The organism is Falsiruegeria mediterranea M17 (genome assembly GCF_900302455.1).
GTDB classification, from domain to species: domain Bacteria; phylum Pseudomonadota; class Alphaproteobacteria; order Rhodobacterales; family Rhodobacteraceae; genus Falsiruegeria; species Falsiruegeria mediterranea.
Genome location: NZ_ONZG01000001.1, coordinates 637,614 through 661,108 on the forward strand (window position 1 = coordinate 637,614; position 23,495 = coordinate 661,108).

The following is a 23,495-nucleotide window of genomic DNA, read 5'->3' on the forward strand; positions in this document are numbered from 1 at the left end:
CTGATGACAGAAATCACCAACTTTCGCGGCGAAAGCAGCCCGCAGGACACGCGCGACCACACCGAGGCCTCGGTTGATGGTTTGATAGTGCGCGTGGGTGAACGGGTCCGCGAGGCGCGGCAGCGCCGTGGTATTCCACGGCGGGTTCTGTCCGAGATGTCAGGTGTTTCGCCGCGCTATCTGGCGCAGCTTGAAGCGGGCGAAGGCAATATCTCAATCGGGCTGCTACAACGGGTTGCCGTGGCTTTGGATCATCGCATCGAATGGCTGGTGGGCGAGGACGACCCCTGGACATCGGACGCTGTGCGCGTGGCAGATCTGTTTCGTGTGGCCAACGCAGATGTTCAACAGGCGGCCCTGCGCATCCTGAGCCCTGAACCGGCCGAGGCTTTGCGGGCCAAACGGGTCTGTCTGGTTGGGCTTCGCGGGGCAGGAAAGTCGACATTGGGTGCTCGCTTGGGGGCTGCAGTGGACGCCCCCTTTGTTGAACTGAACGCCGAGATCGAAGAGCAAAGCGGCATGCCGGTGAGCGAGGTCATGGCGCTTTATGGGCAAGAGGGCTATCGCAAGCTGGAGGCGCAGGCCGTCAGCCGGGTGATCGCCACACATGAGACTATGATCCTGGCAGTTGCGGGCGGTATCGTGGCCGAGCCCGAGACCTACAATACCCTCCTTAGCCATTTCCACACCATCTGGCTGCGCGCCTCGCCCGCCGAGCATATGGAGCGGGTCCGGGCGCAAGGCGACGAACGCCCAATGGCCGGAAACCCCGAGGCGATGGAACAACTGAAATCCATCCTGACCAGTCGCGAGGCCTTATACGGCAAGGCCCTGGCACAGTTCGACACATCGGGGTTGAGCGAGGACGAAGCTTTTGCCCGCCTAAAGGATCTGGTTCTTGACCGGGGCTTTCTTTCTACCTGAGACCTGATGGGTCAAATGGGGTCGCGTAGCCAATCGGGTACGAACACCACGCTGTCCATTTCGGTGAAACGGCGGACACGATCCAGTTCAGACTCTAACCGTTGGGTTCTGGATTTTGACCAACGCACGCCACGCTCAGGCCAAAGTGCCCGAACCCGCAATTCGCCGCAGTCGCGGTGCGCCTTCATGTCGACGCGACCGACCAACTTGTCCCCCTCAAGAAGCGGAAAGACGTAGTAGCCATAGATGCGCTTGGGCGCTGGCACAAAGACTTCAATCCGATAGTGGAACCCGAAGAGACGCTCCGCCCGCTTACGGTCACGCAAGGCCGGGTCAAACGGGGACAGGACGCGCAGCCGTTTCGGTGGCGCGGTGACGTTGGACGCGGTCTGAACGGTACCGGGGCGGGCAAAATGTTTGCGTCTGGAGCCATCGGCGCATTCGACCTCGATCACCTCGATCTCGCCGCGCTGTTCCGCTGCGGTGCACCAGTCTTTGGCCTCAGCCGACGATACGGTGTCCCAAAAGGCCGATAATTCTCCGGATGTGGCAAATCCCAACCTGTCCAAAGCCGCGTTGCACAACCAATCAACCGTGTGTTCGGCGTCACAAGGGATCGCGCCGGGGCAGAGGTGCTCCTCGATCACGCGCTCGGTCAGGTCATACCGTTTCTGGAATCCGTCCCGTCCAATCACTGTCAGGGCACCGCTGCGCCACAGGTATTCAAGCGCTGTTTTGGATGGGTGCCAGTCCCACCAGCCGCCCGAGCCCTTTTTCTCGTCTTTGCCGACATCTGACGAGCAGACCGGCCCGTGATCGCGGATATGCTTCAGCACGGTATCGAACCGTTGCTCGAACCCGTCGCGATGCCAATTCTTGTACCGTGACCGCAAGAGTTCAGCATCGCGCTGAAACCGCAAATGCCAATGCGGGTAATACGTCATCGGCACCACGGCGGCATCATGCGTCCAATGCTCGAACAAGGCGCGGTCGGATTCGTAGAGGCGCTTGAGGTGCTTGGGGCGATACGTCGGCCGCCGCGAGTAGAGGATCATGTCGTGGGCGCGCGCAACGGTGTTGATGCTGTCGAGCTGTACAAACCCCAGCCGTTCGATCAGGTCGAGCAGGTGTTGACCTTTGGCCGGGCCTGCGGGCTGTTCCGCCAGGGCGTGGCGGTCAAGAAACAGCGCGCGGGCGGATGTGTTGTCCATCACCGGGGCCGACATGGGATCAGCGCCGTTTCAGCGTATCGCCGTAGCTGATCTTGGGGGTCAGGGTCACGCGGCTTTCAAGATCCTGTTCGGGGTCTTCCAGGCGGGCAGCGATAATCTCGGCCGCCTTGCGCCCGATCTCCAGTCGGCAGGCATCCATGGTTGCCAGTTGGCGTGGCAAACCTTGCAACAGTTCAACCCCGTTGAAGCCCGCAAGACCGACCTGGCCCGGTACGTCGATGCCCTGATCCATCAGGTACAGCAGGCCACCCGCCCCGATCATGTCATTGGAATAATATAGGAAATCCAAATCAGGCGAGCGATCCAACATGGCCTTGGTCATCTCACGTCCCTTGGCCAGGGCTGACCCGCCGGAATAGAACTCGCGGTCTTCGATCTCGACCCCGCTCTTGCCCAGCACTTCGGTGAACCCCTCGAACCGCTTTCGGGCGCGGTGATCGAGCGGCATTTTGGTGCCCATGAACCCGATGTGGCGATAGCCAGCTTTTAAGATGGCCTGCGCCATTTCCCGACCTGCACGGCGGTGCGAAATGCCCACCATCGCATCCACCGGCTTGCCGTCGGTATCCATGATCTCGACCACGGGAATACCGGCCGCATCCAGCATCGTGCGCGCGGCCTCGGAATGTTCAAGCCCGGCAATGATCACGCCGGATGGCCGCCACGAGAGCATCTCGTATAGCACCTTTTCCTCTTTTTCGGGCAGGTAATCGGTGACACCAACAACAGGCTGCAATTCTGTGTCTTCCAGAACCTGATTGATGCCGGTCATAACCTCGGGGAAGACCATGTTCGACAGCGACGGGATAATCACCGCCACCAGGTTGACCCGGTTTGATGCCAGGGCGCCAGCGATCTTGTTTGGAACGTATCCCAACTCTTTGGCAGCGGCGAGAACGCGGGCGCGGGTCGCATCGGACACATCCCCACGGTTTCGCAACACCCGGCTGACGGTCATCTCGGACACTCCTGACGCTTCGGAGACATCACGAAGGGTGAGCGGGCGTTTTGTGTCTGCTGTCACGATGAACCCTTTTTGAGCATTCTGATTTAGGATGATGTTACCGTGAACATTCACTCAGACACAAGCGCTTGAGGCGCAATCAAAAAGGTTCGATTTCAAACGCCCAACGTTCGCAAAGCAGGTTTGCAACGCTCATCTGATTGAATTATGGATGATCGTCAGAATAGGGAACCAACGACTGCTTGTTGAACGCTCTGCAGGTGTCTGCTTATCCCGAACTCGGCCCCGTGGCTCAACTGGATAGAGCAGCCCCCTCCTAAGGGGCAGGTTGCAGGTTCGAATCCTGCCGGGGTCGCCACCATCATTGAATTTGCTCAGGAAATCGGTTGCACACCCGTGGGGGTGCAACGCGACGGGTGAAGATGCCTTATGCCCGCAACGGGCCGCGAGCGCCCAGGATTTGTGTGGGGCGTCCCTTATCTGGTCCACTCTGTGTTACAGATAAGGTGTGCTCGAGTTCGTGGAGCTGCTGGCCCAAGTGGGTGGGCCGTAATGTGCGCTACAAGGCTAACAGAAACAACGTGATCGACGGAAAGGCCACCAAGATGATCACCCGGATGATGTCCGAGCCGACAAAGAACATCACGGCCTTGTAGGTCTCGATCATCGGGGTCTTGCGGTCCATCGCGTTGATGATGAACAGGTTCATCCCCACAGGGGGCGTGATTAACCCGACCTCGACCACGATCAGCACCAGAATGCCGAACCAGATCGCGACATGTTCGGCCTCCATCCGGTTGGCCATACCTTTGGTTATCCGAATGCCCAGCTCTTTCATCTCGGCGCGGGTCAGTTCGGTCCCGTTGGCAATCGCCTCTTTGATCGACGCTAGCGTCTCGGCCGCCATCCCCTCGGGCACGCCAGCCGCCAGCACCTCGCGCGCGGCATCGGCCTGCAAGGCGGCCAGGTTGACCAGATCGAAATCCATGGCCGAGATCACTGGAAAGAAAATCGGGATCGTCAGCAGGATCATCGACAGGCTGTCCATCAGGCAGCCAAAGACCAGATAGAAACACAGGATCAGCGCCAGAACCATCCACGGGCTGAACCCTTGGCTGACCACATAATTCGACAGCTCCTGCGGCACCTGCGTCAGTGCCAGAAAACCATTATAGAACCCAGCCCCCAACACGATGAAAAAGATCATCGCGGTGGACCGCGCGGTAACGGTGAAACTCTCGACCAGAGAACTGCGTGTCAGACCACCGTTGAAGAACGCAATCACAGCCGTACCGAACGCCCCAACAGCGGCCCCTTCGGTCGGGGTGAACCAGCCCAGATAGATACCGCCCACCACAAGGCCAAAGACCAGAAGCACAGGCCAGACTTGAACAAGGGCCGCAAACCGCTCGGAATAGGGCACCGCAGGCCGGGTGCCGGCACTTTCGGGATAAAGCCGAACATAGACCGAGATCGCGATCACATAGCCCAACGCCGCCATGATGCCGGGGATAAAGGCCGCGAGAAACAGTTTGGCGATGTTCTGTTCGGTCAGGATCGCATAGATCACCAACACGACCGATGGCGGGATCAGGATGCCCAGCGTGCCCCCGGCTGCCAGTGTCGCGGTCGAAAACCCGCCTGCGTAACCGTATTGCTTCAACTCGGGCAGCGCCACGCGTCCCATTGTTGCCGCCGTGGCCAATGACGAGCCACAAATCGCGCCAAATCCGGCACAGGCCCCAATAGATGCCATCGCAACACCGCCCTTGCGGTGACCCAGCCAGCCCTCGGCGGCCTTGAACAGCGCGTTCGACATGCCGCCCAAGGTTGCGAAGTGTCCCATCAGCAGGAACATCGGCACGATCGTCAGCGAGTAGCTGGAAAAGGTCGTGTAGGTCTCATTCTTCAGGCGCGCAAAGGCCACCTGTGTGCCGTCCGTAACCCAGATCAGCCCGACCAGCCCCACAACAAACATCGCAAGCCCAATCGGCACGCGCAGGAATATCAGCACCATCAGGGCGGGAAAGGATGCAATCCCGATCTCAAGCGATGTCAATGGCTTGCCTCCATCCCGTCATGGATCACGATCCGACCCGTCAGGAACTCAAAAATCCGAACACCGGCCATGTAGATCCCAACAATGGCAGCCGCCAGCGAGGCGACAAAGCTGAGCGCATAGGCCCACCATATCGGGAATTGCAGCAGGAACGTTGTCTCGCCGTATTGCTTTTTGCTCAGCATTCCATCGCCCAGCTTCCACGCGATCAGGACCAGCACGCCCGCAAAAGCAACCTCGATCACCATCCGCAGGAACCGGTTCACCACCTTGGGAAAATTGTTCGCCAGAATATCGACCGAGGCATGGCCTGCCGTGATCTGACACAGCGGCATGAAACAGAAGATGGCAAAGGCAACGCCTGCCTCGACCAGCTCAAAATCGCCATTCACCGGACCGATGCCGATCGCAATCGCCCAATCGGCAAAACCGGGCGCCAGCCCTTGCATGAAATCGCCATGGAAAAAGCCGTTCAGCAGACGGCCCAGGATGGAAGCACAGGTCAACAGGATCAGCGCGCTCAGGACAATCCCGCCGACAATGGCCAGCGTACGGGCCAATCCCATCATCAGCTTGTGCATCGGTCGTTCGTCTTTCTTGAAATGGCGACCGTGGCGGCAGAACCGCCACGGTCAGAAGTATTTACTGCGAGTACTTTTCGATCAGCATCTGTGCTTCTTCGATCAGCGCCTTGCCGTCCTTGCCCTTGCTTTCCATATCCGCGATCCATTCGTCATAGATCGGCATGGCCAGCGCCTGCCATTCGGCGGTCTGGTCAGCGTCCAGTGTGATGATGTTGTTGCCCAGATCCTCGGCAATCACACGCGACGGGCCATCGGCATCCGCCATGGTGCCACCCGCAAAGACCGAAAACTCAAGTCCCGAATTGTCGTCGATCACCTTTTTCAGATCATCTGGCAGGCTCTCATACTTGGGCTTGTTCATCGCCAGCACAAAGGTCAGCGTATACAGCGCCTTGCCGGTGAACTCGGTGTGGTTTTCCACCAGTTCCGGCACTTTCAGCGCGGCGGTCACTTCCCATGGGATGGTGGTGCCGTCGATCACGCCTTTGCTCAGACCCTCGGGAACTGCAGGGACCGGCATGCCAACCGGTGTCGCGCCCAGCTTGGTCAGCAGCGAGTTGACCGAGCGGGAACCGCCACGGATTTTCATGCCTTGCAGGTCATCGGGGCTTTCCACTGGATCAGCCGTGTGGATCAGGCCTGGACCATGCACCCAGGTGCCAAGGATGTGCACATCCTTGAACTCGGTGTCCTTCATGTGCTTTTCGAACATTTCCCAATAGGCGCGGCTCATCGCGCGCGCATCGGTCATCATGAACGGCAGCTCGAACACTTCGGTTGATGGGAAACGGCCCGGTGTATACCCCACAACGGTCCAAATGATGTCTGCCACGCCGTCAATCGCCTGGTCCATCAGCTCTGGTGGCTTGCCACCCAGTTGCATCGACGGATAACGCTCGACCTTGATCCGGCCACCCGAATCCTTTTCGACGTTGTCGGCCCAGACATCCAGAACCAGCTTTGGCACGTTGGCCTGTGCTGGCAGGAACTGGTGCAGTTTCAGCGTAACCTCTTGCGCCAACGCCGAAGTTGCGCCGAAACCGGTGGCCATGGCTGCTACGGCCGCGCCCCCGATCAGACCCATTAAGGTTCTGCGATAAGTCATGATTTCCTCCCTTTGATCCCTCTTTGAAGCAATATAATGCAAATCTGGATCATCAATGCAATATATTGCTACAGTCTTTGGTCACGACGCCGCGCTCTCCAACCCGGTGCCGCCGTAAAGCCATTCGATCTCCCGATACCAATCTGCGGGTGTTTTCTCCCGCATAATGGCGTTCCTCAATTCCGCATGGGCCCCATCAGGATGATAAATGTGCTCTCCTATCTCCCGAGACTGCAACTGAACCCGCGCCGTACGCAAGCGCCGTTTCTGCTGATAGGCGCACAAAGCCTGTTCCAGATCATCATGGCTGGCCACCATGTCTGACAGGCAAACCGCATCCTCCATCGCCATACAGGCGCCTTGGGCAAAATATTGCAGCATCGGATGGGCCGCATCGCCCAACAGGGCCACGCGCCCCTCGACCCAGTCCATAACCGGATCACGATCACACAGCACCCAAAGTTTCCAATCCTGCCCTTGCTCGATCACCTGTTGCGCCAGGGGATGCACATGCTCGAACCCGCGCCGCACCTCTTCGACCGGTACGGGCTTGCCCGCCACTGGCTCGGGCGCGTCGTTGTGATAGGTCACAACCAGGTTGAAGTTCTGCCCGCCCGACAGCGGGTAATGCACCACATGGCACTTGGGCCCCGCCCACAGCGTCGCCGCATTCCACCTGAGCGCCTCGGGCATCTGATCCACCGGTATGACCGAGCGATAAGTGGTATGCCCCGAGACCCGTGGCGGGCCATCGTCCAGCATCTGCTTGCGCACCCGCGACCACAGCCCATCTGCGCCAATGAGCGCCGCGCCGTCGATGCGCGCACCATCGCTGAGCACCGCCTGAACGCTGCTTGCATTCTGCGCATAGCTCTGAACCGCCGCTTCGGTACGTAATTCAATCAGCGGGTTCGCTTCACAGGCGCTCAGGAAAACTCCATGCATCTCTCCCCGATGCACAACGGCATATGGGTTCCCCATATGCGCGCGAAATTCATCGCCCAAGGGGATGCGCGTGATTTCCTCGCCGCTCAGCGCGTCCATCAATCGCAGATTGTCGATGTAAACGGCCATGGCCCGCGCGGTATCGCCCACACCCAGATAGTCAAAAGCGTGAAAGGCATTGGGGCCCAGCTGTATTCCAGCCCCGATCTCGCCAAATCTCGTGGCTTTCTCCAGAACCAGCACACGCCGCCCGCGCTGGGCCAGGCCCAGCGCTGCGGCAAGACCGCCAATCCCGCCACCAGCGATCAGGATGTGGTCCTGGCTCATGGCTTACTCCGCGCCACTTAATGTCAGGGCAATCGGGTTCAGGCCATCAATTCCGCCCTCGATCACATCGCCAGCCACCACGGGGCCAACGCCTGCAGGCGTGCCGGTCATGATCAGATCGCCGGGGCGAAGATGGTAGAACCCCGACAGGTGGCAGATGATCTCGTCGATCTTCCAGATCAGCTCGGCAAGGGTGGCGTCCTGCTTGACCTCACCATTCACCGACAGATGAATGCGCTTGTCTTCGTCAGGCGCCCAGGCTTCCACCTTTGTCAGCGGCGCAAATACTGCAGATTGCTCAACATCCTTGCCCAGGTCCCAAGGCCGCTGTTTGTTTCGCTCGCGGATCTGCAAATCCCGTCGCGTCATATCTAAGGCACAGCCATAGGCATAGACGGCATCCCAAGCCTGCCCGCTATTGGCCCGCAACACCGGCTTGCCAATCGCCAGCGCCAATTCCATCTCATAATGGAAATTCTCAGTGCCCGGAGGGTACGGCACCGTCGCCCCTGTCAGCACCGCATTGGGGGCCGACTTGGTGAAATAAAACGGCGTCTCGCGATCCACCTCATGCCCCATCTCGGCCGCATGCGCGGCATAGTTCCGACCAACGCAGAAGATCCGCCCGATCGGATAGGTGGCATTTTCGCCATTCACTGGAATGCCGGGGGTCTGGGGCAGGGAAAACAAGCTGTCGCTCATCGCGCGCGCTCCTCATAATAGCCAAGTTTGTCCTGTAACGGACGGTCATGAATGCGGATCACAAAGGCCTCGCTCTCCGCGTGATGAGAGATAGCGGCAAAGACCGGCGCGGTGAATGTGTCCTTTGGGCCCCATTCTATCACTTGCCCGTCAACCTCGGTCCGACCATGTCCCTTGATCACATGAAACGCGCAGGACGACGACCGCAAGGGCGGGCGCTGCGACTGCCCTGCACCAAACATCATGGCCGTGAATCCAAGAGTGGGCAGGATGTCCTCGCCGGTCTCGGGGTTGATGTAATCCAATTCTGCGATCTCATCCCCGCCGAAAGCCGCCATCTGGCGCAACGCCGCCTCGGTCCCGGTCCAGGGGTAGCGCAACATCGGAAAGCGGCGGGCGCGGTGACCGGGCCTCCGGGTGGGGGCCAGACCCGCCGCCTTGTACTCAACCTCGCTGGCGTCCGGTCTGTTGCGCTGCGGCTGTAAATCTCCTTCAACCGCATATGACCCCTCAAGCTGAACAAACACCGGCAGGTCCAAGGCATCCAGCCACACCACCGGTTCATCCCCATCATGTCCGTGATCGTGCCATTCGCCTGACGGCGTTAGGACCAGATCGCCCTCTTCCATCGGCAGGCGCTCGCTGTCGACCACTGAATAGCCGCCCGCGCCCTCGACAATGATCCGTACGGCCGAAGGCGTGTGCCGATGCGCAGGCGCGCTTTCGCCCGGCAGCAGCAACTGCATCCCCAGATAAATCGAGGCCGTGGCCTGCATCGCGCCAGTTCCACGCCCCGGATCAGACAGCACCAACACGCGCCGTTCGGCCTTTTCCACGGGCGTCAATTCCCCCGCTTTCAACAGCAAAGGCCGCAGCGCTTGATACTTCCAATATCCCGCCTGCGTCACCGGTTGCGGCGCATCATGGGGCAGCACATTGCGCATCATCGGCCAGAGCGGTGCAACGCCCGCCTGCTCCAACTCATCGCGATACGCCTGCGGTAAATCCTCCAGTTCAGCCAAGGGTTCGGACATGACACTCTCCTCTCACGCGCAGTATGATGCATACTTATCGTGGAAAAACCCGTCAAATTGACGCCGATCAGCGAAAAAGACTGACCCAACTTAATCACCAAAGGCGCAGAACGGGCCAGTTTTCGCCAACAACCCCAGATTGCATAGGCGTGATATTGCTCACTTTTGCCCTCTGGCCCAACTGGGTGCTTTTCGCGGTTGCTTTGACAGGGACTCAACGTCCAACTGCACCAGGAAACATGATAGAATTGGGGACACTGAACATAAGCGGATCAAGTTCCACGGCCGGATGCGTAGACCAATGGATAATCCGCACTACCTTTTAAGTGACTTTGCAATACAGAGTTTCGTCGGTGCATTGACCTCTTCGGCCACCCCCCAGTTTGCAGGTCGAAGATGTTGAATACGTATCCTTGCTCACGCAGGCGCACCGATGGACTGGTCAGGAACCCCAATTTTCCGGGCGACCTGACCACTGGCCAGGCTTTGCCGCTACACCCAGCCTGGCCTTCCCCGTCAAAGAGAACCCCCTCCTCTTTGGCGGGGACCACTTTAGCAGTTGAACCTGTCCAGAGCGTTAAGCGTTCTTCACGATCAGAAAGACGCGTGCGGGCTGATCTCCGGCTTGGATGGAATGGGCGATATCCGCAGCGTAACGGGCCGTGTCCCCGGCGTTCAGCGTGTTGCTTGCGCTGCCGGACGTGACCTGCACAGACCCCTCCAGCACTGTAAGTTGCTCGTTGGCGCCACGTGTGTGCGGCTGGCTGTTCAGCGCGCCACCCGCCTCGAACCGGATGTCATACACCTCGTGCCCGCCGGCCTCTTCGGGGGGCGACAGAATTTGAATGCGGCAGCCGTGGCCCATGTTGTCGATGCTCGGCACATCCGTGGCGCGCAGCACTTCGATCTTGTCGGCAGCTTCACCATCCTCGAGCAGACCTGCGAAATCCACCTGCAATGCCCGCGTCAGGTTCCACAGGGTCGCAATGGTCGGGCTGCTTTCGCCACGTTCGATCTGGCTCACCATAGAGCGGGACACGCCCGACAGGTTCGCAACTGCTTCCAGCGACAGGCCCTGCGCACGGCGCGCCTCCTTCAGGCGCGCGGGCAAGCGTGTCAGGATATCGTCTGCATTCTCCGTCATAACGGAGTCTCTGCCCGTCTTTTGTCGCTCTTGTCAACTCTGGGCACGGTCGATAGAAATAAGTTACGTAATAACATTACATTCACTCATGCGCAGAAACGTCACCTCTTCCCTCCGGCGCCGCAAGGCCGCTCCAATGACCCGCTTTGATTGCCTCCCACCCGAACTACGCGGTTGGCTTCAGCGCGCCATGCTCAGTTGGTCAGTAAAGTCAGCCGAGCGGATCTGGGCCAAGGCCATGCGCAAGCACCAAGGCAACGTGCAAGCCGCGTTGGTTGAGCTTGATCGTCTGGAGCGCGCCCACATGAAACGAGACATCGAACGCATCTGGGGGTCGGATCACCCCGGTCTGGTGGATGCGCGCGGACTGCAAAAAGCAGCGTAAACCCGGTGCACGGGTAGTGCACGCTTGGTGCACGCATAGTGCATAGGGGTTTCTGGCCATTTTGATGACGGTACGTTCCCGCAGACAGGGTCGTGCTGCACGTGCATAATGCCGTCAAATCGAGAGGAGAGATTATGACCGACATCGTGATTCTGGACGGTGCCCGCACCGCCATCGGTACCTTTGGCGGGGCCTTGGCGTCGACCGCACCCATTGATCTGGCCACTGTCGCAACCGAAGCCGCGCTGGAGCGCTCGGGCGTCGAAGGTGGACAGATCGGGCATGTGGTTTTTGGGCATGTGATCAATACCGAACCCCGCGACATGTACCTCAGCCGCGTCGCCGCGATGCAGGCTGGCATTCCCAATGGTACGCCTGCGATGAACGTCAACCGTCTGTGCGGATCGGGCGCGCAAGCCATTGTTTCCGCGGTGCAATCCCTGATGTTAGGGGATGCAGACTTTGCCCTGGCAGGTGGTGCTGAAAGCATGTCGCGCAGCCCCTTCATCATGCAACAGGCCCGCTGGGGTGCGAAAATGGGCGACGTCAAATCGCTCGATATGATGCTGGGTGCGTTGAACTGCCCGTTTGGCACCGGTCACATGGGCGTCACGGCGGAAAACGTCGCCGACGAACACCAGATCACCCGCGAACAGATGGACGAGTTCGCAATGGCCAGCCAGACCCGCGCCGCCGCGGCCATCGAAGCCGGGCACTTCAACAGCCAGATCACACCCGTTCAGGTCAAGGTCAAGCGCGACATGGTCGACTTCACGGTCGATGAACACCCCAAGGCCACAACGACCGAAGCTCTTGCTGGCTTGCGCCCTGTCTTCAAGAAAGACGGTCGCGTAACTGCCGGTAATGCAAGCGGAATTAATGACGGCGCGGCCGCGATGGTCTTTGCCACAGCCGACGCGACAGAGAAGGCGGGGCTGAAACCCAAGGCCCGCGTGCTGGGCTATGCCCACGCCGGTGTCCGCCCCGAAGTCATGGGCATCGGCCCAGTTCCTGCCGTGCAGAACCTGATGGCCAAAACGGGCCTTTCAGTGGGCGATTTCGACGTCATCGAAAGCAACGAGGCCTTCGCCTCGCAAGCCTTGGCAGTGAACAAGGAACTGGGTTTGGACGCGGCCAAGGTGAACCCCAATGGCGGCGCGATTGCCCTGGGTCATCCGGTCGGTGCAACCGGCGCGATCATCACCCTCAAGGCGCTTTATGAGTTGGAGCGCACAGGTGGCTCCAAGGCGCTGGTCACCATGTGCATCGGTGGCGGCCAGGGCATCGCCATCGCTCTGGAACGTCTCTGATTCAATTGAACTTTTCTGGCAAGGGTCGCGGTCATTCGACTGCGGCCCTTTCCCTTCTTCGAGCCAACTTAGCGGCCAAGTTCAGACCCACGCCGGGCCGCGACCAAGGGCATTGCGCGATGCAGATCGCACAGCCGTGGGTCTGGTTGAAGAACGGCAGGCATTTGTCGAAATCCACGTACCATTTGCGTGTACCACGCACCATCTGCTTGTCGGGTGACAGCGCCTCGGGCGGACAGGCATCCTCGCAAATCCGGCAGCTCTGACAAAACGCATCAATCCCATGCTCCCGCGCCGGGGTTGGCTCAAACGGCGCATCGGTCAACACCGCTGACAGCCGGAACGAGGCCCCAAGTTCCGGGTTGATGATCGACCCGTGTTTGCCCAATTCCCCAAACCCGCAGACCAAAGCAGGCGGGATCATCGCCAAGGCACCAGTCATTGGTCCAGTTACCGCCTCAGCCTCCCATCCCTGCTCTCTGATCCACCCGGCTACCGTCTTTGCTGCCAAAGCGGCGCGGGCGTATTGGGTCATGACCTCCAATCCAGCGCGCGGCTCAGGGGCTGCGGAAATCTCGGCATAATCATGTTGCACACCCAAAATGACGACCCGAGATTGAGGGATATCATGGCCCTCGAACACCCAGTTGGGCTGCATCTCGGCAACGCCCGTCATTTCGCAAATGCCGTCCTGGACAAAATGATCCAAGCCGCGCGTCCAATCCGCTGGAGACCGAGACACCGCAACCGGCGCCACATCGGGCAAGGCTGCATCCAAGATCTTTTGCCGCGCGGCGCGTTGCACGCTGAACGCAGGTTCCTCAGCAGATCTGGTATAAAAATAGAGCTGCAGGGGACCGTGCGGGATGTCCATGGGGTCAGGCGCCCAATAGACCATCGACGGATTGCGAGGCTCAACCTCGCCCAATCCATTGATGTCATTGCCGCTGATGTCGGGCTGACGGGAGGTTTGATCCGGGTCTGGCTGAAAAGGGCGGTATGGGCTCGGCTTTGGCATGACCGAACCCTAGCACGATTTCAGCTCAGAACAGCATATCGGCCAAAATCACCAATAGACCACCCCCGAAGGCACTGCCCAGAATCAACCATAGACGGCTTTGAAAGGTCATGGGTTTTGGCTCATCCTCGACCGACTGCGCAATCAACGCTTTTTCCACCAGCGCCGGCAGACGAGGGCCAAAGCGGGCCATAACCATCGCCGTTTTGGACAGGTCGGACACCAGTGCGCGTGGGCCGATGGATTTCTTGATGTAATCCTCGACCACTGGCCGTGCGACATCCCAGATGTTGATGTGGGGGCTCAGCGAGCGAGCGACGCCTTCGACCACCACCATGGTGCGTTGCAGCAGGATCAGTTCGGTCCGGGTTTCCATGCCAAAGCGTTCTGTTACCTCGAACAGGTAGTTCAGCAGTCGGCCCATCGAAATCTGAGTGGCGTCCATGCCAAAGATCGGCTCTCCGACAGCGCGCAATGCGCGGGCAAATTCATCGACGTCCTGATTGGCGGGAACATATCCCGCTTCGAAATGTACCTCGGCCACCCGTTTGTAGTCGCGACGGATAAAGCCGAACAGAATCTCGGCATAGACCCGGCGGGTGTATTCGTCGATGTGGCCCATGATGCCAAAGTCATAGGCGATCAAGTCGCCATTCGGCGCGACCTTCAGGTTGCCCTGATGCATGTCGGCGTGGAAATAGCCATCGCGCAGCGCATGCATCAGGAACAGGCGTAACACACGCTCGCCCAAATCGACGCGGTCGTGACCAGCGGCATCAATCGCGTCGTTGTCGCCCAACGGCACCCCATCAGCCCATCCCAGCGTCATCACCCGGCGCGAAGATAGGGACCACCGCACGGGCGGGAGCTGAAACCCGGCATCATCTTTGGTGTTGTCAGTGAATTCAGACGCGGCCGAACTTTCCAGCCGCAAGTCCAGCTCACCTCGAACAACACCGTCGAAATGTTCGATCACCTCCATCGGGCGCAGACGGCGCGCGCCGGGGGCAAAGAGGTCCACGATGCGGGCAGCCAGATAGAACGCATCCACATCCTTGCGGAATGCTTTTTCGATGCCCGGGCGCAGGACCTTGACGGCCACCTCATCACCGTTGGTCGCCAGCGTCGCCTTGTGCACCTGCGCGATCGAGGCGGCCGCAATCGGCTCGCTGAACTCGCTGAACATCTCGGGCAGGGGCTGCCCCAGCTCGCGCTCGACTTCGGCCATGGCCTCGGATCGCGGAAAGGGGGGTAGTTTGTCTTGCAGCACCCGCAGTTGCTCGGCCAATTCATCGCCCACGACATCGGGTCGTGTGGACAGGACTTGACCAAATTTGATGTACGCCGGACCAAGCGCCGTCAGGGCGCGGGTTGCGGGCGGCATGTCAGGGTCGCCCTTGTACCCAAGCCATTGGAACGGTTTACCCAAAGCATGCGCCACAAAGCGCAAGAGAGGCGGGGCCTCAAACGCATCCAGCACCACGTTCATGGCGCCCGTCCGCTCGAGAGTTGCGCCCGTCCGGATCAGGCGAATGATGTTGTGAGGTCCGCGCATCCGTTAGAGCTTCCAACCCGAATGCAGCGCCGCGATGCCCATCGACAGGTTGCGGTACTTGGCGTTGCCAAAGCCCGCACTGCGCACCATGCCCAGAAAAGTCTCTTGGTCGGGGAACTTGCGGATCGATTCCACCAGATACTGGTAGCTGTCGTAATCCCCGGCAATCGCCTGCCCCATGCGCGGGATGACGTTGAAGCTGTAAAGATCATAGAGCTTCTGCAGCCCGTCATTGGGCAGCTGGCTGAATTCCAGCACCATAAGACGGCCGCCGGGGCGCAGCACGCGGTAAGCCTCGTTCAGTGCCTCTTGCGGGCGGGTCACGTTCCGGATGCCGAACGAGATGGTGTAGACGTCAAAGGTGTTGTCCTCGAACGGCAGGGACATGGCATCGCCCACGACCCAATCCAGACTGTCGGCCAGATGCGCCGCCTCGGCACGCTTGCGCCCCTCAACCAGCATCGGCTCGGTCAGATCCAAAACAGTGGCGTGGCCGTGGCCCGCGCGATCCAGAAAGCGGAACGAGATGTCGCCGGTGCCACCTGCCACATCCAACAGCTTTTGTCCGGGGCGCGGCGCCAGCCAATCCATCATGGCATCTTTCCACACCCGGTGAATGCCCATGCTCATGACATCGTTCATGATGTCATATTTGCTGGCCACCGAGTTGAACACGCCCTGGACGCGCCCGGCCTTTTCACCTTCGGGAACTTCGGAGAAACCAAAGTGAGTGGTCTTTTGACTGTTCTCGGACATGGGCCTTGCCGTTTTCTGATTTCGACCCTGTTATAGGGCGTTGGAACACGGGCACAATGCGGCCCTTTGGAATTAGGAGCCCCATAATGCCTGAACTGCCCGAGGTCGAGACCGTCCGACGTGGCCTGACCCCCGCGATGGAGGGCGAGGTGATTGAGCGGGCTGACGTCAATCGCCCGGACCTGCGTTGGCCCTTTCCCGAGCGGATGGCCGAGCGGCTGACCGGCGCGCGGGTGCAGCGATTGGGGCGGCGGTCGAAGTATATTCTGGCCGATCTGGACACGGGCGAGACGTTGTTGATTCATCTGGGCATGTCGGGGCGCATGACAGTGTCAGGTGACCCGCTGGGGCAGTTCGTGCATGACCACCCCATGCCGGAAAAGCATGATCATGTGGTGTTCCACATGGCCAATGGTGCGCGGGTCACGTTCAATGATCCCCGACGCTTTGGTGCAATGGACCTGCTGCCGACCGCGACAGCGGCTGAACACAAGCTGCTGTCGGTGCTGGGGCCAGAGCCACTGGGCAATGATTTCCACGAACAACATCTGGTTGACTCGTTCCGTGGCAAGAATACGCCGGTCAAATCTGCACTGCTGGATCAGGGAATCGTCGCGGGTTTGGGCAATATCTATGTTTGCGAAGCATTGTTTCGCGCTGGAATTTCGCCACGTCGCAAAGCCGGAAAAATTTCCGCTGCCCGCGTTGCCACCCTTGTTCCAATCATCCGACAGGTGCTGGCAGACGCCATTGACGCGGGTGGGTCGTCGCTCAAGGATTTCCGCCAAGCCGATGGAGAACTTGGATATTTTCAACACAGCTTTGACGTCTATGGTCGAGAGGATGAGCCCTGCCGCAACCCGGGGTGCGGCGGGACGGTAACCAGAATCACCCAGTCGGGACGCTCATCTTTCTACTGTCCGCAATGCCAAAGATAACTTGAACCATCTCCCCCTCGTGGTAAGGAATCGGTCCAGGACAGAACAACCGAAAGCACAACTCTATGGCCTTTGAGACGATCATCGTCGACGTTGAAGACCACGTAGCTCTTATCAAACTGAACCGCCCCGACGCATTGAACGCACTCAACAGTCAGCTGCTGAGTGAATTGTGTACTGCGCTGGATGAAGCTGATGCCAATGACAAGGTGCGTTGCATTGTCCTGACCGGGTCGGAAAAGGCTTTTGCCGCCGGAGCGGACATCAAAGAGATGTCCGAGAAGACCTATGTCGAGGTGTTTACCGAAAACCTCTTCGGTGAAGTTGGTGACCGTGTAGCTGCGATCCGCAAGCCCATAATTGCTGCGGTCAGCGGATATGCCTTAGGTGGCGGATGTGAGATGGCGATGATGTGCGATTTCATCATCGCCTCGGATACCGCGAAGTTTGGGCAGCCCGAAATCAATCTCGGTGTCATCGCCGGCATTGGCGGCACGCAGCGTCTGACCCGATTTGTCGGCAAGTCCAAGTCCATGGACATGAACCTGACCGGGCGTTTCATGAACGCTGAAGAGGCAGAACGCTCGGGCCTGGTGAGCCGCGTGGTTCCGGCCAAGAAACTGATCGAGGAAGCAACAGCCGCAGCTCAGAAGATTGCAGAGAAATCGCAATTGACGGCAATGGCCGCCAAGGAAGCTGTGAACCGCAGCTACGAGCTGACCTTGAACGAGGGTCTGCTGTTTGAACGCCGCGTGTTTCATTCGATGTTCGCCACCGAGGACCAGAAAGAGGGCATGGCCGCTTTCCTGGAAAAACGCGAGGCCCAATTCCGCGACAAATGACGTCGCGTAATGGAATCACTTCTGGTGAGCGGGCGGGTCATGGACCTGCCCGTTTCGTTTTGGAGAGCCGGGCACAGAATCGGCTTGGCTTTATGGGCAAACTTGTCTAGATAGCGCCGCAATACATGCGCGTGCGGCCCGCTCTGGCTAGAATCACACCGGTGACCTGATACCCGGCTTGGGCTTGGCATTGCGCTAACTTGAACAAACCGAACCGAGATAAAGGTCAGAAAACCATGGCAAATTCGCCCCAGGCAAAAAAGCGCGCCCGTCAGAACGAAACCCGCTTTGCTGTCAACAAAGCCCGTCGTTCGCGCATCCGCACCTTCCTGCGTAAAGTCGAAGAAGCAATCGCATCCGGCGACAAAGAAGCTGCAACCGCTGCTTTGCGCGCTGCTCAGCCCGAGCTGATGCGCGGTGTGACCAAAGGCGTGTTCCACAAAAACACCGCATCGCGGAAGATGTCGCGTCTGGCAGCCCGGGTCAAAGCTCTGGGTTAATTCGCGACTCGCACAAAAGCGTTTTGTGAAAAGGCGTTGCCATCGGCAGCGCCTTTTTTTGTGCCTGTTGCACGGATGCCCCGTTGCTGCGAGCGCGAGAGATTCTTTGTCGCCAAAGGCAGAGTCAACATCAGAGTTTCGTTGCCGCTCTGCACCCGGACTTGCTACCACTGTTCCAGCGATTCACTCGCTTGGGGGGACAGGCTGCAAGGCACCCGACCTGACTGGTATCAGGGAAGGCACTTGCGATTGCCGAGAGTCGGGGCAACCCGGCACGGTCGGTCTGCTATGGGTATACTCAAACGCCCTAGCCCTGTCGAAAATGAGTGTTACGGGTGACGAGGATGTACAATCCGTCGGGACAAGACGGGTGTTTGTCTTTCGTTGTTCGTTTTCATGCGGTTTGGAAATCGCATGACGCCGGTGCTCACACATCGGTGAACGATATCCTTATGAGTGGTCGCTACCGGGACTGGTCCGGTGAATTGGATGGGTAATAACAGGCTGAATGGCCGCTGATGATGGGACGCGTGAGGCGCTGGATGACACAAGAAAAATGGGGACAACTCCGTCAAAAACTGCTCAAGACAGTTGGACAGAACAACTACTCGACCTGGATCGAACCGCTTGAGTTCCAGGAGCTGCACGATGGGGTTGCAGTCTTTACGGTTCCGACAAACTTCATGGGAAATTACGTCAGCCAGAACTTCGCTGATCTGATCCTGTACGAACTCAACAGCTCGGGTGAATCCGTGCAGCGCATTGCGTTTCGGGTTGCTGCGAACTCTCCGGCACGGCCTGCGACAGCGACCGCCTCTGTCGGCAAGCGCCCAACCGAGAGCAAACACGCGACCCCGACCACGGAGACCGTTTCCACGGACACTCGTGCAACCGGTAGCGCATTTGACCCGTTGGATTCGCTGCAAGCCGCGCCGCTGGACGCGCGCTTTACCTTTGACAGCTTTGTTGTCGGCAAGCCCAACGAACTGGCCCATGCCGCTGCGCGCCGCGTGTCCGAGGGCGGTCCAGTGACCTTCAATCCGTTGGTTCTGTATGGCGGCGTTGGCCTTGGTAAAACGCACCTGATGCACGCCATCGCCTGGGAACTGAAATCGAAACGCCCTGACCTGAACGTGCTGTACCTGTCGGCAGAACAGTTCATGTATCGCTTTGTACAGGCCCTGCGCGAACGCCGAATGATGGACTTCAAACATCTGTTCCGCTCGGTCGACGTGCTGATGGTCGACGACGTGCAGTTCATTGCGGGCAAGGATTCCACCCAGGAAGAGTTCTTTCACACCTTCAACGCGCTGGTGGACCAGAACAAACAGATCATTATCTCGGCGGACCGCGCCCCAGGCGAGATCAAGGATCTGGAAGACCGCGTAAAATCGCGCCTGCAATGTGGGCTGGTTGTCGATCTGCATCCCACCGACTATGAACTGCGCTTGGGCATTCTGCAGAACAAGGTTCAGCAGCACAAAGCCACCTATCCCGACCTCAAGATCGCGGATGGCGTGCTGGAGTTTCTGGCGCACCGGATTTCGACCAACGTGCGTGTGCTCGAAGGTGCTCTGACCCGTCTCTTTGCGTTTGCTTCTCTGGTGGGGCGCGAGATCGATATGGATCTGACGCAGGACTGCCTGGCCGATGTGCTGCGCGCCTCCGAGCGCAAGATCACGGTCGAGGAAATCCAGCGCAAGGTGTCCGACTATTACAACATCCGTCTCAGCGACATCATTGGCCCCAAGCGCCTGCGGTCCTATGCCCGCCCGCGTCAGGTTGCGATGTATTTGTGCAAGCAGCTCACCAGCCGCTCGCTGCCCGAAATCGGTCGCCGCTTTGGCGGGCGTGACCACACCACGGTCATGCACGGCGTTAAGCGCATCGAAGAGCTGAAACTGACCGATGGGCAGATTGCCGAAGACGTCGAGATGCTGCGCCGCGCGCTCGAGGCATAGACTTACGACCACCACTCATGAAAAAGGGTCTTGGACACGCTCCGGGGCCCTTTTTTGTTCGCCGGTTGTGTGCTGCGGTCAACGATTTGCTTTGATCTGTGTCCCAAGGGCCACGCGGGCCTTGACGCTCCCTGCATTCCAGCGGACAAATCCATGAAAAAACTTGTACCGCAGGCCTGACCCGTTAGGGTGCCTGTCCCGGCCATCTCGCTGGCCCAAGAAAAGGATGTAGGGATTATGAAGATCAGCATCGAACGCGGCACGCTGCTCAAGGCCGTGTCTCAGGCCCAATCCGTTGTGGAACGCCGCAACACTATCCCGATCCTGGCAAATGTTCTGATCGAAGCCGAAGGCGACAGCGTGCAATTTCGCGCCACCGATCTGGACATCGAAGTTGTGGACAAGGCCCCCGCTCAGGTCGAGCGAGCAGGCGCCACCACGGTTGCCGCCACCACCCTGCACGAGATTGTACGCAAGCTGCCCGACGGGGCACTCGTGACACTCACGGCCGACAGCGCCACGGGCCGTCTGACAGTTGATGCAGGTCGGTCGAATTTCTCGCTGGCGACGCTGCCGCGCGAAGATTTTCCGGTCATGGCCTCGTCCGAGTACCAGTCGAACTTTACTGCGCCGGCCGCTGTGCTGCGCCGCCTGTTCGACAAGTCGAAATTTGCGATCTCAACCGAAGAGACCCGCTATTACCTGAACGGTGTCTACCTGCATGTCACCGACGCCGATGGCGGCAAGGTGCTGCGTGCCGTGGCGACCGATGGTCACCGCCTGGCCCGTATTGATGCCGAACTGCCCGCAGGATCTGCGGACATGCCAGGTGTGATCGTGCCGCGCAAGACCGTGGGCGAGCTGCGCAAGCTGCTGGACGATGATGAGATGGATATCGCCGTGTCGGTCAGCGAAACCAAAGTACGTTTTGCCACACCGGACATTACCCTGACGTCCAAGGTGATCGATGGCACCTTCCCTGACTACACGCGCGTGATCCCACAGGGCAACACCCGCCGGTTGGAGGTGGATGCATCCGAGTTCGCCCAGGCCGTAGATCGGGTTGCGACAGTTTCGTCCGAACGCTCACGCGCGGTGAAGTTGCAGCTGGAAGAAGACCGTCTGATCCTGTCGGTCAATGCTCCCGACAGCGGCGCGGCCGAGGAAGAGTTGGCCGTGGCCTATGGCGACGAGCGGCTCGAGATCGGGTTCAATGCCAAATACCTGCTGGAAATCGCGTCTCAGGTGGACCGCGAGAATGCGGTGTTCATGTTCAATTCTGCGGGTGATCCGACCCTGATGCGGGAAGGTAACGACCAGAGCGCGGTTTATGTCGTCATGCCGATGCGTGTCTGATCGCGCGTTCCGCGCGATGCCTCTGGCGGCCGCATTTTTCACGAGAAGAAGGGGTAGGGTCTCGTGCTGGCTCTGACCTCGTTGACCATATCTCATTTCCGCTCACACAAGGTGGCGCGGCTGTCGTTGGACGGTCGACCGGTTGCGATTCACGGGGCAAACGGGGCGGGCAAGACCAACATCCTTGAAGCGGTGTCCCTGTTTTCCCCAGGGCGCGGCATGCGGCGGGCCAGTGCGGCCGAGATGACCCGGCGCCCCGAGGCCTTGGGCTGGAAGCTGCAAGGCGTGTTGGACGTGCAGGGTCAATGCCACGAGATCGAAACCTGGTCCGATGGCGGCGGCGCTCGACAGGTGCGGATCAACGATAAAACGGCCAATCAGGTGGCTTTGGGGCAACTGTCGCGGGTAGTTTGGCTTGTGCCTTCGATGGACCGGCTGTGGATCGAAGGCGCCGATGGGCGGCGGCGATTTTTGGACCGCATGGCGTTGAGCTTTGATCCGGGCCATGCCGAGGCCTCGCTGCTCTATGAAAAGGCCATGCGCGAGCGCAACAAGCTGCTCAAGGAGCAAATCCGCGACGATCATTGGTACGTGGCGCTGGAGCGGCAGATGGCCGAGGCAGGCACCCGCATTCATCAGGGGCGGCTGTCGGCGCTGGAGCTGGTCCGGCAGGCCCAGGAGCAGGCACAAACGGCCTTCCCCTCAGCCGATCTTGAACTGGTGCAAACCGAAGGGGCCATGCCCGAAACCGAAAATGACTTGCGCGAGGCGCTGATCGAAAGCCGGTTCCGTGATCTGGCAGCGGGGCGGACGTTGGTCGGACCGCATCGCAGTGACCTGTATGGTGTGTTTGCTGCCAAGGGCGTGCCAGCCAAAGATTGCTCGACCGGGGAGCAAAAGGCGCTGCTGGTCTCGCTGATCCTGTCCAACGCCCGCGCATTGGCAGCCCAGACCGGCGCACCGCCGATCGTACTGCTGGACGAGGTCGCGGCCCATCTCGACGCTGGTCGTCGTGCGGCGCTCTATGACGAGATCTGCGCGCTTGGCACCCAAGCGTGGATGACCGGCACCGGGCCCGAGTTGTTCGCCGAGTTGGAAACCCGCGCCCAGTTCCTGGACGTCACCGAACACGATGGCGTGTCCGAGGTTCACGCCCGATGACCGTCACCGCTTGGGAGTTGACCCTATACGCTGGCGCCCTGCTGGTTTTGTTCCTGACGCCCGGTCCCGTCTGGCTGGCAATCATCGCACGCTCGCTCAGCGGCGGGTTCCAGGCGGCCTGGCCGCTGGCGCTTGGCGTCGCGATTGGGGATATCCTCTGGCCGCTGTTGGCGATCATCGGCGTGTCTTGGCTGGTGAACGAGATCGAAGGCTTCATGACCGTTCTGCGCTATGTGGCCAGCGGCGTGTTCCTGCTGATGGGTGTTGGCGTGCTGCGCCATGCAGGCGACACGATCCGCGAAAACAAGGCGCTGACCAAGCCTGGCAAATGGGCGGGGTTCATGGCCGGGCTGATCGTTATCTTGGCCAATCCCAAGGCGATCCTGTTTTATATGGGCATGCTGCCGGGGTTCTTTGACCTCAGCCAGATCACCCGCACCGACATCCTCCCGATCCTTGCACTGTCCTTCACAGTGCCCCTGCTGGGCAACCTTGCTTTTGCTCTGTTCATCGACCGGGTGCGCAGTGTTTTGACCTCGCCGCAAACGATGCGACGGACCAATATCGTGGCCGGTTGCCTGCTGATCTGTGTTGGTCTGATTATTCCCTTTACGTGACACAAAATATGGTGGGATGACGTGACAATCCCCCCCAGAAAACGTATAAGGTGACAAAATAATGAAGGTACTCTCC

22 protein-coding genes and 1 tRNA gene are annotated in these 23,495 nt (G+C 59.5%); 11 read left to right on the forward strand and 12 right to left on the reverse strand.

The genetic code is table 11. From position 1 onward, the window contains the following. Positions 1-3: 3 nt before the first annotated feature. A complete protein-coding gene (locus tag TRM7615_RS03130; protein WP_108785421.1) occupies positions 4-924 on the forward strand; it encodes a helix-turn-helix transcriptional regulator in 921 nt (306 codons plus the stop codon). Between the two features lie 11 nt (positions 925-935). Here the strand turns inward: TRM7615_RS03130 and TRM7615_RS03135 are convergent, their stop codons facing one another. Both TRM7615_RS03135 and TRM7615_RS03140 read right to left on the reverse strand, forming a co-directional pair. After that, a complete protein-coding gene (locus tag TRM7615_RS03135) occupies positions 936-2,150 on the reverse strand; it encodes a winged helix-turn-helix domain-containing protein (RefSeq protein WP_108785422.1) in 1,215 nt (404 codons plus the stop codon). Positions 2,151-2,154: 4 nt separating this feature from the next. Next, positions 2,155-3,180, reverse strand: a complete 1,026-nt coding sequence (locus TRM7615_RS03140; protein ID WP_108785495.1) for a LacI family DNA-binding transcriptional regulator — start codon at positions 3,178-3,180, stop codon at positions 2,155-2,157. A gap of 221 nt (positions 3,181-3,401) precedes the next feature. Between TRM7615_RS03140 and TRM7615_RS03145 the strand changes: the two genes are divergently transcribed. Then, a tRNA-Arg gene (locus tag TRM7615_RS03145) sits at positions 3,402-3,478 on the forward strand. A gap of 201 nt (positions 3,479-3,679) precedes the next feature. Here the strand turns inward: TRM7615_RS03145 and TRM7615_RS03150 are convergent. The 7 genes from TRM7615_RS03150 to TRM7615_RS03180 all read right to left on the reverse strand — a co-directional run bounded on the left by TRM7615_RS03150 (position 3,680) and on the right by TRM7615_RS03180 (position 11,020). Further along, a complete protein-coding gene (locus tag TRM7615_RS03150; RefSeq protein ID WP_108785423.1) occupies positions 3,680-5,179 on the reverse strand; it encodes a TRAP transporter large permease in 1,500 nt (499 codons plus the stop codon). After that, positions 5,176-5,760, reverse strand: a complete 585-nt coding sequence (locus TRM7615_RS03155; protein ID WP_108785424.1) for a TRAP transporter small permease — start codon at positions 5,758-5,760, stop codon at positions 5,176-5,178. Before TRM7615_RS03155 ends, TRM7615_RS03150 begins: the two co-directional genes overlap by 4 nt. 61 nt (positions 5,761-5,821) lie before the next feature. Then, positions 5,822-6,868, reverse strand: a complete 1,047-nt coding sequence (locus tag TRM7615_RS03160; RefSeq protein ID WP_085793856.1) for a TRAP transporter substrate-binding protein — start codon at positions 6,866-6,868, stop codon at positions 5,822-5,824. A gap of 81 nt (positions 6,869-6,949) precedes the next feature. Then, positions 6,950-8,140, reverse strand: coding sequence for a 3-hydroxybenzoate 6-monooxygenase (locus TRM7615_RS03165; protein WP_108785425.1), 1,191 nt, complete (start codon positions 8,138-8,140; stop codon positions 6,950-6,952). Between the two features lie 3 nt (positions 8,141-8,143). Beyond that, positions 8,144-8,842 (reverse strand): fumarylacetoacetate hydrolase family protein, encoded by a 699-nt coding sequence (locus TRM7615_RS03170; protein WP_108785426.1) that lies wholly within the window; start codon positions 8,840-8,842, stop codon positions 8,144-8,146. After that, positions 8,839-9,876, reverse strand: a complete 1,038-nt coding sequence (locus tag TRM7615_RS03175; RefSeq protein WP_108785427.1) for a cupin domain-containing protein — start codon at positions 9,874-9,876, stop codon at positions 8,839-8,841. Before TRM7615_RS03175 ends, TRM7615_RS03170 begins: the two co-directional genes overlap by 4 nt. A 577-nt stretch (positions 9,877-10,453) precedes the next feature. After that, complete coding sequence (locus TRM7615_RS03180; RefSeq protein ID WP_108785428.1) at positions 10,454-11,020, reverse strand: helix-turn-helix domain-containing protein; 567 nt, start codon at positions 11,018-11,020, stop codon at positions 10,454-10,456. An 88-nt stretch (positions 11,021-11,108) separates the two neighbouring features. On the opposite strand from TRM7615_RS03180, the gene TRM7615_RS03185 reads away from it, so the two are divergent. Then, the gene (locus TRM7615_RS03185) at positions 11,109-11,405 is read left to right on the forward strand and encodes a DUF6525 family protein (protein WP_108785429.1); all 297 of its coding nucleotides are present in this window, start codon (positions 11,109-11,111) and stop codon (positions 11,403-11,405) included. A gap of 134 nt (positions 11,406-11,539) precedes the next feature. Continuing rightward, positions 11,540-12,715 (forward strand): acetyl-CoA C-acyltransferase family protein, encoded by a 1,176-nt coding sequence (locus TRM7615_RS03190; RefSeq protein WP_108785430.1) that lies wholly within the window; start codon positions 11,540-11,542, stop codon positions 12,713-12,715. Positions 12,716-12,746: 31 nt separating this feature from the next. On the opposite strand, the gene TRM7615_RS03195 is transcribed toward TRM7615_RS03190, so the two are convergent. The 3 genes from TRM7615_RS03195 to ubiE are packed head-to-tail and all read right to left on the reverse strand — an operon-like array spanning position 12,747 to position 16,044. After that, positions 12,747-13,733 (reverse strand): 4Fe-4S dicluster domain-containing protein, encoded by a 987-nt coding sequence (locus TRM7615_RS03195; RefSeq protein ID WP_108785431.1) that lies wholly within the window; start codon positions 13,731-13,733, stop codon positions 12,747-12,749. Positions 13,734-13,758: 25 nt separating this feature from the next. After that, positions 13,759-15,288, reverse strand: a complete 1,530-nt coding sequence (ubiB, locus tag TRM7615_RS03200; protein WP_108785432.1) for a 2-polyprenylphenol 6-hydroxylase — start codon at positions 15,286-15,288, stop codon at positions 13,759-13,761. Between the two features lie 3 nt (positions 15,289-15,291). After that, the gene (ubiE, locus tag TRM7615_RS03205; RefSeq protein ID WP_108785433.1) at positions 15,292-16,044 is read right to left on the reverse strand and encodes a bifunctional demethylmenaquinone methyltransferase/2-methoxy-6-polyprenyl-1,4-benzoquinol methylase UbiE; all 753 of its coding nucleotides are present in this window, start codon (positions 16,042-16,044) and stop codon (positions 15,292-15,294) included. A gap of 86 nt (positions 16,045-16,130) precedes the next feature. Here ubiE and mutM point away from each other — a divergent pair, with 86 nt between their 5' ends. From mutM to TRM7615_RS03240, 7 genes are all read left to right on the forward strand, one after another. After that, positions 16,131-16,982 carry a bifunctional DNA-formamidopyrimidine glycosylase/DNA-(apurinic or apyrimidinic site) lyase gene (mutM, locus tag TRM7615_RS03210; RefSeq protein WP_108785434.1) on the forward strand — a complete coding sequence of 284 codons (852 nt, stop codon included), beginning with the start codon at positions 16,131-16,133 and terminating at the stop codon, positions 16,980-16,982. A 65-nt stretch (positions 16,983-17,047) separates the two neighbouring features. After that, a complete protein-coding gene (gene acuK, locus TRM7615_RS03215; protein ID WP_108785435.1) occupies positions 17,048-17,824 on the forward strand; it encodes an acryloyl-CoA hydratase in 777 nt (258 codons plus the stop codon). Positions 17,825-18,060: 236 nt separating this feature from the next. After that, a complete protein-coding gene (gene rpsT / locus TRM7615_RS03220; protein WP_108785436.1) occupies positions 18,061-18,324 on the forward strand; it encodes a 30S ribosomal protein S20 in 264 nt (87 codons plus the stop codon). Positions 18,325-18,866: 542 nt separating this feature from the next. Next, positions 18,867-20,285, forward strand: a complete 1,419-nt coding sequence (dnaA, locus tag TRM7615_RS03225) for a chromosomal replication initiator protein DnaA (protein ID WP_108785437.1) — start codon at positions 18,867-18,869, stop codon at positions 20,283-20,285. Positions 20,286-20,522: 237 nt separating this feature from the next. Then, complete coding sequence (gene dnaN / locus TRM7615_RS03230) at positions 20,523-21,641, forward strand: DNA polymerase III subunit beta (protein ID WP_108785496.1); 1,119 nt, start codon at positions 20,523-20,525, stop codon at positions 21,639-21,641. A gap of 63 nt (positions 21,642-21,704) precedes the next feature. Next, a complete protein-coding gene (recF, locus tag TRM7615_RS03235) occupies positions 21,705-22,802 on the forward strand; it encodes a DNA replication/repair protein RecF (RefSeq protein ID WP_108785438.1) in 1,098 nt (365 codons plus the stop codon). Beyond that, complete coding sequence (locus tag TRM7615_RS03240) at positions 22,799-23,419, forward strand: LysE family translocator (RefSeq protein ID WP_108785439.1); 621 nt, start codon at positions 22,799-22,801, stop codon at positions 23,417-23,419. The genes recF and TRM7615_RS03240 overlap by 4 nt, the downstream gene beginning before the upstream one ends. Positions 23,420-23,495 lie beyond the last annotated feature (76 nt).

Coding starts and splice junctions, on each gene's coding strand:
- TRM7615_RS03130 (WP_108785421.1), top strand. CDS start 4: ATGACAGAAATCACCAACTTTCGCGGCGAAAGCAGCCCGCAGGACACG.
- TRM7615_RS03135 (WP_108785422.1), bottom strand. CDS start 2,150: ATGTCGGCCCCGGTGATGGACAACACATCCGCCCGCGCGCTGTTTCTT.
- TRM7615_RS03155 (WP_108785424.1), bottom strand. CDS start 5,760: ATGCACAAGCTGATGATGGGATTGGCCCGTACGCTGGCCATTGTCGGC.
- TRM7615_RS03160 (WP_085793856.1), bottom strand. CDS start 6,868: ATGACTTATCGCAGAACCTTAATGGGTCTGATCGGGGGCGCGGCCGTA.
- TRM7615_RS03165 (WP_108785425.1), bottom strand. CDS start 8,140: ATGAGCCAGGACCACATCCTGATCGCTGGTGGCGGGATTGGCGGTCTT.
- TRM7615_RS03170 (WP_108785426.1), bottom strand. CDS start 8,842: ATGAGCGACAGCTTGTTTTCCCTGCCCCAGACCCCCGGCATTCCAGTG.
- TRM7615_RS03175 (WP_108785427.1), bottom strand. CDS start 9,876: ATGTCCGAACCCTTGGCTGAACTGGAGGATTTACCGCAGGCGTATCGC.
- TRM7615_RS03180 (WP_108785428.1), bottom strand. CDS start 11,020: ATGACGGAGAATGCAGACGATATCCTGACACGCTTGCCCGCGCGCCTG.
- TRM7615_RS03185 (WP_108785429.1), top strand. CDS start 11,109: ATGCGCAGAAACGTCACCTCTTCCCTCCGGCGCCGCAAGGCCGCTCCA.
- TRM7615_RS03190 (WP_108785430.1), top strand. CDS start 11,540: ATGACCGACATCGTGATTCTGGACGGTGCCCGCACCGCCATCGGTACC.
- TRM7615_RS03195 (WP_108785431.1), bottom strand. CDS start 13,733: ATGCCAAAGCCGAGCCCATACCGCCCTTTTCAGCCAGACCCGGATCAA.
- ubiB (WP_108785432.1), bottom strand. CDS start 15,288: ATGCGCGGACCTCACAACATCATTCGCCTGATCCGGACGGGCGCAACT.
- ubiE (WP_108785433.1), bottom strand. CDS start 16,044: ATGTCCGAGAACAGTCAAAAGACCACTCACTTTGGTTTCTCCGAAGTT.
- mutM (WP_108785434.1), top strand. CDS start 16,131: ATGCCTGAACTGCCCGAGGTCGAGACCGTCCGACGTGGCCTGACCCCC.
- acuK (WP_108785435.1), top strand. CDS start 17,048: ATGGCCTTTGAGACGATCATCGTCGACGTTGAAGACCACGTAGCTCTT.
- rpsT (WP_108785436.1), top strand. CDS start 18,061: ATGGCAAATTCGCCCCAGGCAAAAAAGCGCGCCCGTCAGAACGAAACC.
- dnaA (WP_108785437.1), top strand. CDS start 18,867: ATGACACAAGAAAAATGGGGACAACTCCGTCAAAAACTGCTCAAGACA.
- dnaN (WP_108785496.1), top strand. CDS start 20,523: ATGAAGATCAGCATCGAACGCGGCACGCTGCTCAAGGCCGTGTCTCAG.
- TRM7615_RS03240 (WP_108785439.1), top strand. CDS start 22,799: ATGACCGTCACCGCTTGGGAGTTGACCCTATACGCTGGCGCCCTGCTG.